The 9,837-nt window shown below is 69.8% G+C and carries 11 protein-coding genes; 8 read left to right on the forward strand and 3 right to left on the reverse strand.

Translation table 11 applies throughout. From position 1 onward, the window contains the following. Positions 1-27: 27 nt before the first annotated feature. Together QZV94_RS19390 and QZV94_RS19395 are read right to left on the reverse strand one after the other, a co-directional pair. Positions 28-309 carry a hypothetical protein gene (locus QZV94_RS19390; RefSeq protein ID WP_293680604.1) on the reverse strand — a complete coding sequence of 94 codons (282 nt, stop codon included), beginning with the start codon at positions 307-309 and terminating at the stop codon, positions 28-30. Between the two features lie 92 nt (positions 310-401). After that, entirely contained in the window at positions 402-968 is a 567-nt protein-coding gene (locus tag QZV94_RS19395) for a peroxiredoxin (RefSeq protein WP_293680606.1), read from the reverse strand. Positions 969-1,090: 122 nt separating this feature from the next. Here QZV94_RS19395 and QZV94_RS19400 point away from each other — a divergent pair, with 122 nt between their 5' ends. The 8 genes from QZV94_RS19400 to QZV94_RS19435 all read left to right on the forward strand — a co-directional run bounded on the left by QZV94_RS19400 (position 1,091) and on the right by QZV94_RS19435 (position 9,332). Beyond that, complete coding sequence (locus tag QZV94_RS19400) at positions 1,091-1,987, forward strand: hydrogen peroxide-inducible genes activator (protein ID WP_293680609.1); 897 nt, start codon at positions 1,091-1,093, stop codon at positions 1,985-1,987. A gap of 11 nt (positions 1,988-1,998) precedes the next feature. Continuing rightward, positions 1,999-2,928, forward strand: coding sequence for a cation diffusion facilitator family transporter (locus QZV94_RS19405; RefSeq protein WP_293680612.1), 930 nt, complete (start codon positions 1,999-2,001; stop codon positions 2,926-2,928). Between the two features lie 83 nt (positions 2,929-3,011). Next, on the forward strand, positions 3,012-3,701 hold the full coding sequence (locus QZV94_RS19410) for a glutathione S-transferase family protein (protein ID WP_293680615.1): 690 nt from the start codon (positions 3,012-3,014) through the stop codon (positions 3,699-3,701). After that, positions 3,682-4,818 carry a tRNA epoxyqueuosine(34) reductase QueG gene (gene queG, locus QZV94_RS19415; protein ID WP_293680618.1) on the forward strand — a complete coding sequence of 379 codons (1,137 nt, stop codon included), beginning with the start codon at positions 3,682-3,684 and terminating at the stop codon, positions 4,816-4,818. Before QZV94_RS19410 ends, queG begins: the two co-directional genes overlap by 20 nt. A 121-nt stretch (positions 4,819-4,939) precedes the next feature. Then, positions 4,940-6,211, forward strand: a complete 1,272-nt coding sequence (locus QZV94_RS19420; RefSeq protein WP_293680621.1) for a serine hydrolase — start codon at positions 4,940-4,942, stop codon at positions 6,209-6,211. A gap of 76 nt (positions 6,212-6,287) precedes the next feature. Beyond that, complete coding sequence (locus QZV94_RS19425) at positions 6,288-7,025, forward strand: ParA family protein (RefSeq protein WP_293680624.1); 738 nt, start codon at positions 6,288-6,290, stop codon at positions 7,023-7,025. Positions 7,026-7,125: 100 nt separating this feature from the next. Then, positions 7,126-8,001, forward strand: a complete 876-nt coding sequence (locus QZV94_RS19430) for an enoyl-CoA hydratase/isomerase family protein (RefSeq protein ID WP_293680627.1) — start codon at positions 7,126-7,128, stop codon at positions 7,999-8,001. A gap of 2 nt (positions 8,002-8,003) precedes the next feature. After that, positions 8,004-9,332 (forward strand): phage tail sheath C-terminal domain-containing protein, encoded by a 1,329-nt coding sequence (locus tag QZV94_RS19435; RefSeq protein ID WP_293680630.1) that lies wholly within the window; start codon positions 8,004-8,006, stop codon positions 9,330-9,332. A 135-nt stretch (positions 9,333-9,467) separates the two neighbouring features. On the opposite strand, the gene QZV94_RS19440 is transcribed toward QZV94_RS19435, so the two are convergent. Next, positions 9,468-9,837: transketolase C-terminal domain-containing protein (locus QZV94_RS19440; RefSeq protein ID WP_293680632.1), on the reverse strand; the 370-nt coding region annotated here is incomplete at its 5' end.

Consider the following 9,837-nt stretch of genomic DNA (forward strand, 5'->3'; position numbering starts at 1 on the left):
GGAAATATAATGGTCAGGACAGCGAAATCAGCGCCTTACTTGGGAAATGTGGGCGTAGACGTTGTTCATGCCCATGATCGCGGCGGCGGCCTTGGCCGCGGTCAGGGCTTCGGCGGACAGGCCGGCGGCGACCGCCGAGGCCTCCGCGGCGCGCACGACGTCGGGCTGGCCGAGGGCATAGGCGGACGCGACGAAGGCGCCCCACTTCTGCTGGTCGCTCAGCACCGTCTCGGCCGCCAGGCTCGAGAGGTTGAGGCTGATGTCCTTGGCATAGGCGGGCAGGGTGTCGCGCAGGGTGTCTAGGGACATGGGTATCTCCGCAAATCTGGAAAAAGCCCCGGACGGCGCGTGGGGGAGGAGGGCGCGCCGCCCGGGACAGTCTGAGGTCGCGCGGTGTGTGCTTACGCGGCCTTCAGGGTCTCCCCGCCAACCGAGCGGTTGCACGGGCAGAGCTCGTCAGTCTGCAGGGCGTCCAGCACCCGCAGGGTGTCGGCCGGGTTGCGGCCGACGTTCAGGTTGGTGACGTAGACGTGCTGCACGACGTTGTCGGGATCGACGATGAAGGTGGCCCGCTGGGCGACGCCTTCGTCCTCGTTCAGCACGCCGAGCGCGCGGGCGAGCGCCCCGCCGTTGTCGGCAAAGTTCCAGATCGCCAGCTCATGCAGGTCCGGATGCTCGCGCCGCCAGCCCAGCTTGGAATGCTCGTTGTCGGTCGAGCCTCCCAGGACCACGGCGTCGCGGTCGGCGAAGTCGCGGTTCAGGCGGGCGAACTCGGCGATCTCCGTCGGGCAGACGAAGGTGAAGTCCTTCGGGTAGAAGAAGATGACCTTCCACTGGCCCGGGAAGCTCGCCTTGGTGAGGGTCTCGAAGGCGCTCTGCCCGTTCTCCTCGTGACGCATGAATTTGGGCTTCACGCCCACGATCTTGAAGTCCGGCAGCGTCTGGCCAACACCCAGCATGTAACTCATCTCCTTGAATTTACTGGCGGTCCGGGGGAGCGGCCGCCGATGACGAGGAGATAGGGATCGGCGGGGTACAATTCCAATCGATAGTTTTTGCGATTTGAATAGAGCGACCCTATGTAGGGGTCATGCTCCCCACCATCCGCCAACTGCAGTACCTGAAGCTGCTCGCCGAGCACGGCGCGTTCGGCAAGGCCGCCGACGCCGCCCACGTCACCCAGCCGACGCTGTCGGCCGGCATCCAGGAGTTGGAACGCACCCTGGGCGCCCCGGTGGTGGACCGCGCCCGCTCCGGCGTGATCCTGACGCCGGTGGGCGAGGAGGCGCTGCGCCGGGCGACCATCATCCTCAACGAGGCCGAGGAACTGGTCGAGGCGGCCAAGAACGCCGGCCAACCGTTGACCGGCCGCTTCCGCCTGGGCGTGATCCCCACCATCGCGCCGTTCCTGCTGCCGGGCGTGCTGCCGCTGCTGCGCGACCGCTTCCCGAAGCTGAGGCTGTTCCTGCGGGAGGACCTGACCCAGCGGCTGATCGCTCAGCTGAAGGCCGGCCGCCTGGACGCGGCGCTGATCGCGTTGCCGTTCGACATGGCCGGGCTGGAATGGGCGCATGTCGCCGACGACGAGCTGCTGGCCGCCGTGCCTGCCGACCACCCGCTGGCGAAGCTGAAGTCCGCCACGCCGGAGGCGCTGGAGCAGGAGAACCTGATCCTGCTGGAGGACGGCCACTGCCTGCGCGAGCACGCGCTTTCGGCCTGCCGCCTCAACCCGCCGCGCACCAGCAATGGCGAGGAGCCGTTCACCGCCACCTCGCTGCCGACCTTGGTGCAGATGGTGGGCTCCGGCCTGGGGGTGACGTTCCTACCGCGCATGGCGGTGAACGCCGGCCTGGCCGAGGCCGCCGACGTCGCCGTCCGCCCCATCGAGGCCGACCATCCCGCCCGCGAAATCGTCGTCGCCTGGCGCGCCGGCTCGAACCGCCGCGCCGAGGGCCGGCTCCTGGCCGAGGTGCTGAAGGAGGCGTAGGGGTCGTCACGATGAGTTCTCCCCGCCTCGCCGCCGCCGAGAGCGCCGTCCTGACGCGACGGGTCACGCTGCTGTCGATCGCCGTGGCGGCGGTGCTGGTGGCCATCAAGTTGGCGGCCTGGGTCGCGTCGGGATCCACGGCGCTGCTGGCCTCGCTGGCCGACTCCGGCCTCGACCTGATCGCCTCCCTCGCCACCGCGTACGCCGTGCGCTACGCCGCCGCGCCGCCGGACGCCGAGCATCGGTTCGGGCACGGCAAGGCCGAGGCTTTCGCCAGCCTGGTGCAGGCGGGCCTGGTGTTCGCCTCGGCAGCCCTGGTTGCGCGCGAGGCCATCGAGGCATTCCTGCACCCGGCGCCGCTGCGAGCGGAAGGCTGGGCCGTGGCTGTGATGGTCATCTCCACCCTGCTCACCGGCCTCCTGATCGCCGCCCAGACGCGCGTGCTGCGCCGGACCTCCTCCGTCGCCGTCAGCGGTGATCGGGCGCACTATGCCTCGGACCTCGCCTCGAACCTGATCGCAATGATCGGGATTGCGGCGGCGGGCTGGCTGGGCATTCACGGCCTCGACGCGGCCGCCGCTCTGGTAATCGCCGCCCTCTTGCTATGGGGCGCGGTCGGTGTGTTCAGCGAGGCGTCGAACCAACTGATGGACCGTGAGCTGCCGGACGCCGAGCGCGCCGAGATCGTGGCGCTCGCAACGGCGGACGGCCGGCTGGCCAACGTCCACCAACTGCGCACCCGCGCTTCCGGCCCCTATGTTCACATCCAGATGCACGTCGACCTCGACCCCGATGTCACCCTGGAGCGGGCGCACGAGGCGATCGTCGCGGCGGAGAAGCGCATTCTGGAAGCCTTCCCGGCCGCCGACATCATCATCCACGCCGATCCGCATGGCCGCGCGGAACCGCACGGCGGCGCATTCGCTGAAGCCAATCGCTAGAACGCGCACGCCAACGCAGTAAACGACCCCTTAACACCGGCGGGCTCAGGTGAGCCTTCGCCGATTCGCAGTGCAAAAGTCCGATGAGCGTCGAACGCATCCTGCACCACTTCCCGCTGGACCCCGTCTCCCGCCAGGTGCGCCTGGCGCTGGGGGAAAAGCGGCTGCCGTTCGCCGAGGTTTCGGTGAAGTACTGGGAGCGGCCGCGGGAACTCACCAAGCTGAACCCATCGGGGATGATCCCGGTGCTGGTGGAGAACCAGGGTGAGGGCCCGCCGCTCGTGCTGTGCGAAGGCCGCGCCATCCTCGACCATCTTGAGGAAGCCTATCCGGAGCCCGCGCTCCTGGGCCGCGAACCGGCGGAACGGGCGGAGGCCCGGCGGCTGATGACCTGGTTCGAGACCAAGTTCGCCTTCGAGGCCGGCGGCTATCTGCTGCACGAGAAGGTCGAGAAGCGGCTGATGGGCCTGGGCGCGCCGGATCTCGCCAACCTGCGGCAAGGCAAGGACGCGCTGAAGGTCCACCTGTTCATGCTGGACGACCTCCTGCAGGCGCGCGAATGGCTGGCGGGCAGGCGGCTGTCACTCGCGGACTTCGCCGCGGCGGCCCACCTGTCGGTGATCGACTACTTCGGCGACGTGGCGTGGCGGGACGTCCCCGCGGTGAAGACCTGGTACATGAAGGTGAAGTCCCGGCCATGCTTCCGTCCCCTGCTCACGGACCGCTGGCCGGGGCTCGCGCCCGCTGGCCACTATGACAACCTCGACTTCTGAGACCGTTGAAGACCTGATCCGAGCCGAGGCGCTCAGCCTCGGCTTCGACCTCTGCCGGGTGACCGATATCGACGAGGCCTGGCCGGCGGCGGCGCGGTTAGGCGAGTTCGTCGAGGCAGGCCGGCACGGTGAGATGAGTTGGATGGCCGAGACGCTGGAGCGCCGCCTCCACCCCCGCGCCATGTGGCCCGACGCGCGCTCCGCGATCGTACTGGGCGTCAACTACGGTCCGGCCGGCGATCCCCGGGCGATCCTGGATCAGGCGGCCAAGGGCGCGATCAGCGTCTATGCGCAGGGCGACGACTATCACGAGCTGATCAAAATCCGGCTGAAGGCCCTGGCCCGCTGGCTGCAGGGCCGGTTCGGCGGCGAGCTGAAGGTGTTCGTCGACACCGCGCCGCTGCTCGAGAAGCCGCTGGCCGAGCGGGCGGGGATCGGCTGGCAGGGCAAGCACACCAACCTGGTAAGCCGCGCGTTCGGCTCCTGGCTGTTCCTGGGCTCGATACTGACCACCCTGGACCTGACGCCAGACGCGGCTGAGCCCACCACATGCGGGTCCTGCCAGGCCTGCCTGGACGTCTGCCCGACCAACGCCTTCCCGGCGCCCTACCAGCTGGATGCGCGGCGCTGCATCTCCTACCTGACCATCGAGCTGAAAGGACCGATCCCGAGGGAGTTCCGGCCGGCGCTGGGCAACCGCATCTACGGCTGCGACGACTGCCTGGCCGTCTGCCCCTGGAACAAGTTCGCCCAGGCCGGCCGCGAACAGAAGCTAGCCGCTCGCGAGGCCCTGAGGGCCCCCGCCCTCGCCGACCTCGCCGGGCTGGATGACGCAGCGTTCCGGGCGCTGTTCGCCAAGAGCCCGGTTAAGCGCATCGGCCGCGACCGGTTCGTGCGCAACGTGCTGTACGCGATCGGCAATTCCGGTGACCCCGCCCTCGCCGCCGTGGCCGAGCGGCGGCTGGACGATCCTTCGCCGATGGTGCGTGGCGCTGCCGTCTGGTCGCTGGCGCGGCTCTTGGCCACCGAGGACCTCGCCGCGCTGCGCGAGACCCGTGGCGCGGAGGAGGCCGATCCCGATGTCCTTGCGGAGTGGTCGAGCCCGCGGCAACCCTGAGGCCCGGGTCACGGGAATTCGCCGCGGCCGCGACGAAAAAAGTGCCGCGCATCCCTACTTTCCCCGTGGAAGGAAGGGTACGGTGAAGCTGGGCGCCAGTTGCGGGACACGGGGGGACTAGATGCGGACCAGGCTTACGGCCCGGGTAGGACAGGCGATGCTGGTGGCGGGGCTGGCGGTGGGGCTGGCGCTTGGCGCCGCCCCGGCGTTGGCGAAGACCGCCGACCCCAAGGCCTCGTCGATCGCCCGGGGCGACGCGGCGAAGCTGGGGTTCGATCCGGCGAAGCTCGATATCGCGCGCCAGGCTCTGAACGCCGACGTCGCGAGTGGCAAGATCGCGGGCGCCTATCTGCTGGTCGGCCGCCACGGGAAGGTGGCGTTCCAGGAGGGATTCGGCGTGCAGGGGCCGGGCCAAACCGCGCCGGTCACCGAGGAGACGATCTTCCGCATCTTCTCGATGACCAAGCCGCTGGTGAGCGTGGTGGCGATGACCCTCGTGGAAGACGGCAAGCTGGACGTCGACGCGCCGGTTTCGAAGTACCTGCCGGAATACAAGGACCTGGTCGTCTGGCAGGCGGACGGGACCACCAAGCCGGCGACCCAGCCGATGCTGGTGCGCCACCTGATGAGCCACACCTCCGGGCTGATCTACGGCTTCATCCAGCCGACGTCGCCAATCGCCAGGGCATGGGCCGCGGGCGGAGAGAACCGTGACGACCTGACCAACCGCGAATACGCAAAGGTCATCGCCAAGCTGCCGCTGCGCGCCGAGCCCGGCACCGCATGGAACTACGGCCGCTCCACCGACGTGCTGGGCGCGGTGGTGGAAGCCGCAGGCGGCAAGACCCTCGACGTGCTGGTGAAGGAGAAGGTGACTGGGCCCTTGGGCATGGCGGATACGGCCTTCTTCCAGCCTGCGTCGAAGAAGGCGCGGTTCGCCGAGGGCCAGGGCGGCATGCCGGGGATGTTCTACGACTACACCAAGCCGACGCCGTTGCTGTCGGCGGGCGGCGGGCTGTCGTCGACCACCGAGGACTACCTGCGGTTCGTGCTGATGCTGGCCGGCGACGGCGAGTACCAGGGCGTGCGGATCCTGAAGAAGGCGACGCTGGCGCGGATGCGGCAGGACGAGACGACCGCGGAGATCCGCCGGGCGGGGACGTTCTTCCCCGGCCCCGGCATGGGCTTCGGCCTGGGGTTCAGCCTGGTCAACGACGACACGGTGCAGCGGCCGGGGGCAGGGACCTTTTCGTGGTGGGGCATCGCCGGCACCGAATTCTGGGTCGACCCGAAGAACGACGTCTTCGTGATGTTCATGATCCAGGCCCCGAGCCTGGCCATGGAGTACCAGCGCAAGAACCGCGCATGGGTCTATGACGCGCTGGTGAAGTAGGCGGGCGCCGAATCGATTCGAGGATGTATCGTCGGTGGACCGGCGTCCGTCGCGATGACAAGGGGGGTATTGCCGCGTGCCGAACATCGCCTTCATCAGCCCCAAGGGCGGGGCCGGCAAGACCACGGCGGCGCTGCTGCTGGCGCTGGGCCTGGCGGAGCGCGGGGCGCGGGTCGCCCTGATCGATTCCGATCCCAATAAGCCGCTGTTGCGCTGGGGTGGCCTCAGCGGGCGGCCGGATGCGATCAGCGTGCATGCCGCGCCGACCGTGCAGGACATCCGCGACGCCGCCTATGAGGCGCGGCGCCGAGACCCCGACTGGACGATCGTCGACACCGAGGGCTCGGTCCGCGGGGCGATGGTGTTCGCCGCGCTGCGGTTCGACCTGGTGATCACCCCGCTGACCGGCTCGCAGATGGACGCCATCGAAGCGATCAAGGCCTCGGAGCTGGTCGCCTCGTTCGGCAAGCGGGCAGGCAACGACCTCCTGCACCGCTGCCTGCTGTCGCGGGTGCCGGCGGCGCTGAAGCCGCGTTCCCTGGCGGCGGTGGTGGAGCAGTTGCGGGCGCGGGACATCGAGATCCTGCCCGCGCCGCTGATCGAGAAGGAGGCGTTCCGGGCGCTGTTCGAAGTTGGCGGCGGACTGGCGGCCCTGGAGGGACATGGCGTCAGCGGCGTGCCGGCCGCGCGCCGCAACATCGAGGCCTATGTGGAGGCGGTGCTGAAGCTGTTGGGTCGCCCGGCGGTGGCCGAGCGGGCGGTGGCCGAGCGGGCGCTCGCCGAACGGGCGCTCGCCTACAGCCGCGTCGGCTAGCGCTGGAGCGTCGACGCCGGCGCGTTGGCTTGCCGACCGGGGATGGCGCGGGGCGCGGGCCTGAGGGTACGGTGCGTCGGAGCAGCCCAGGAGGCGGGTCATGACCCCAGCCGCACCGTCGCCCGCCCGCTACATGGAGGTCTGCGAGGACCTGAGGGCCGAGCTGCACGACAGGGGCGTGCTCGTGGTCACCCTGGACGCGCCGGCCAGGCTGAATGCGCTCACCCAGGCGATGAAGCGCGACCTGATCGAGCTGGTTACACGCGCGCAGATGGACGACGCGGTGCGCGTGGTCGTGTTCGCGGGCGAAGGGCGTGCGTTCTGCGCCGGGGACCACATGGGCGGCTATCACCATGGTGAGCCGGCCAGCGTGGCGAAGATCGGCGGCGGGCACTCCACCGCGATCGGCACCGAAAATGCGCTGCGGGTCTTTTCGCAGGCGCTGAACGTGGCGGTGCGCAACCTGGACAAGCTGACGATCGCCGCGATCGGGGGGCCGGCGATCCAGACGGGGCTGTCGCTGGCGCTCAGCTGCGACTTCCGCATCGGCTCGACCGCGGCGAAGCTGGGGAGCGCGACCTTGCGCTTCGCCCTGCTGCCGGACGAAGGCGGCCATGTGCTGCTGGTGCGCCACCTGGGCCTGGCGGGGGCGCTGGACTTCTGCCTGCGCAAGCGGATCGTGGACGCCGAGACGGCGCTCTCCTTGGGCCTGCTGAACGAGGTGGTGGCGCCCGATGAGCTGCTCCCGGCGGCGATGGCGCTGGCGGCGGAACTGGCCGAGGGGCCGCAGGTAGCGATGCGCATGCTGAAGCGCTCGCTCTATGTGGCGGCGGAATCCACCTTCGCCCAGGCCCTGGACGACATCGCCGTGCGCACCGCCGTGACCGACCACCACCCCGACGCCCGCGACGGCGGCGCCTCCTTCCGCGAGAAACGGGCGCCGAAGTTCAACACGTGGCTCGAGCCGGGCCAGTAGCGGTGGCCACCTACAAGACGCCCGGCGTCTATGTCGAAGAGCAGAGCGCCTTCCCCAATTCGGTGATGGGGGTCGAGACCTCGGTGGCGGCGTTCGTCGGCTACACCGAAACGGCGTCGAACGACGGGACGCCGCTCGCGGGCCAGGCGTTCCGGATCAGCTCGATGACCGAATTCGAGCGCTTTTTCGGCGGCCCGCCGCGGCCGCGCGTGCGGGTCGAGGCGCCGGACCGGGTGACGGCCCTGGGCCCGCCGTTTCGATTGCACACGGCCATGCTGCAGTTCTTCCAGAGCGGCGGTGGCGCGTGCTGGATCGTCTCGGTGGGCGGCTACGAGGGCAGAGCGATCGACCGCGCGGCGCTGGCGGGCGGCCTGACGGCCCTGGAGGCCGAGCGCGAGCCGGCGCTGCTCGTGATCCCGGACGCCGTGGGCCTGGCGGTCGCGGCCGACTGCTACGCCCTGCAGCGCGAGATGCTGGCCCACTGCGGGGCGATCATGCGCAGCCGCTTCGCGATCCTGGATGTCTACGACGGCGACCGCCCGCGCGACGATCCGCGCGGCGATGTGGTGGCGGCGTTTCGCGATGGGATCGGGCCCGAGCACCTGGGCTGGGGCGCGGCCTACTATCCGTGGGTCCATGCGAACGCGGTCGCGCCGGGCGACCTCGCGCAGGCGGACTTCGAGGGCGTGGACCTTCCGCTGATCTCGTCGGTGGAAGCGGCTCACCTGAGGACGGCCGCGGCGCGGATGCTGAACCTGATGCCGCCCAGCGCCGCCATTGCCGGCATCTACGCCAGCGTCGATGGCGCGCGCGGCGTCTGGAAGGCGCCGGCGAATGTCGGCCTGCCGGGCGTCTTCGAGACGGCGGTGGCGATCGACCAGGCGCAGGGCGACGACCTGAACGTCACGGTGACGGGCAAGTCGGTCAACGCCATCCGCACCTTTCCCGGGCAGGGCGTGCTGGTGTGGGGCGCCCGGACGCTGGACGGGAACAGCCAGGACTGGCGCTATGTGCCCGTGCGCCGGACGCTGATCATGCTGGAGGAGAGCTGTCGGCTGGCCATGCAGGCGATGGTCTTCGAACCCAACGTCACGCGCACCTGGGTGATCGTTCGGGGGATGATCGAGAACTTCCTGGTGAACATCTGGAAGCAGGGCGCCCTGGCGGGGACGAAGCCGGAGGAGGCGTTCTTCGTGCGCTGCGGCCTGGGGGACACGATGACCCAGGGCGACGTCGACGGCGGGGTGCTGTGGGTGACGATCGGGGTCGCGGTGGCCAGGCCGGAGGAGTTCATCGTCGTGTCGATCGCGCAGACGATGCAGGCGGGATGAGCGGAGGGTTGCGCGCTTCAGCGCCGCTTTAGACACGAAGATCACCAAGAACACGAAGACCACCAGGGCGGCCCAGGCTCTTCGTGGCCTTTGTGCTCTTGGTGGTCTTTGCGTCCGACAGACGCCTGCGGCGCCTTAGAGCTGCGCCTTCGCCGCCGCGGCCACGGCGGCGGGGGTGATGCCGAAGTGGTCGTAGAGCTTCTCGAACGGGGCGCTGGCGCCGAAGTCGCTCATCCCGACGAAGCCGCCGTCGGTCCCGATGATCGGGTCCCAACCCTGGCGCACGCCGGCCTCCACCGCGACACGCACGGCGGTCTCGCCCAGGACGCTGGCCTGGTAGTCGGCCGGTTGGGCGGCGAACAGCTCGAAGCAGGGGACTGAGACCACCCGGGCGCCGATGCCATCGGCCTCCAGAAGATCGCGCGCGGCGACGGCGACGCCGACCTCGGAGCCGGTGGCGAACAAGGTCACCTGAGCCGGGCTGGACGCGCCGAGGAGCTGGTAG

The sequence above is a fragment of the uncultured Phenylobacterium sp. genome, from assembly GCF_902826855.1.
Classification (GTDB): domain Bacteria; phylum Pseudomonadota; class Alphaproteobacteria; order Caulobacterales; family Caulobacteraceae; genus Phenylobacterium.

What these genes read in the sequence shown, in the direction of transcription:
- QZV94_RS19390 (WP_293680604.1), bottom strand. Translation starts at nt 309, where the DNA reads ATGTCCCTAGACACCCTGCGCGACACCCTGCCCGCCTATGCCAAGGAC.
- QZV94_RS19395 (WP_293680606.1), bottom strand. Translation starts at nt 968, where the DNA reads ATGAGTTACATGCTGGGTGTTGGCCAGACGCTGCCGGACTTCAAGATC.
- QZV94_RS19400 (WP_293680609.1), top strand. Translation starts at nt 1,091, where the DNA reads ATGCTCCCCACCATCCGCCAACTGCAGTACCTGAAGCTGCTCGCCGAG.
- QZV94_RS19405 (WP_293680612.1), top strand. Translation starts at nt 1,999, where the DNA reads ATGAGTTCTCCCCGCCTCGCCGCCGCCGAGAGCGCCGTCCTGACGCGA.
- QZV94_RS19410 (WP_293680615.1), top strand. Translation starts at nt 3,012, where the DNA reads ATGAGCGTCGAACGCATCCTGCACCACTTCCCGCTGGACCCCGTCTCC.
- queG (WP_293680618.1), top strand. Translation starts at nt 3,682, where the DNA reads ATGACAACCTCGACTTCTGAGACCGTTGAAGACCTGATCCGAGCCGAG.
- QZV94_RS19420 (WP_293680621.1), top strand. Translation starts at nt 4,940, where the DNA reads ATGCGGACCAGGCTTACGGCCCGGGTAGGACAGGCGATGCTGGTGGCG.
- QZV94_RS19430 (WP_293680627.1), top strand. Translation starts at nt 7,126, where the DNA reads ATGACCCCAGCCGCACCGTCGCCCGCCCGCTACATGGAGGTCTGCGAG.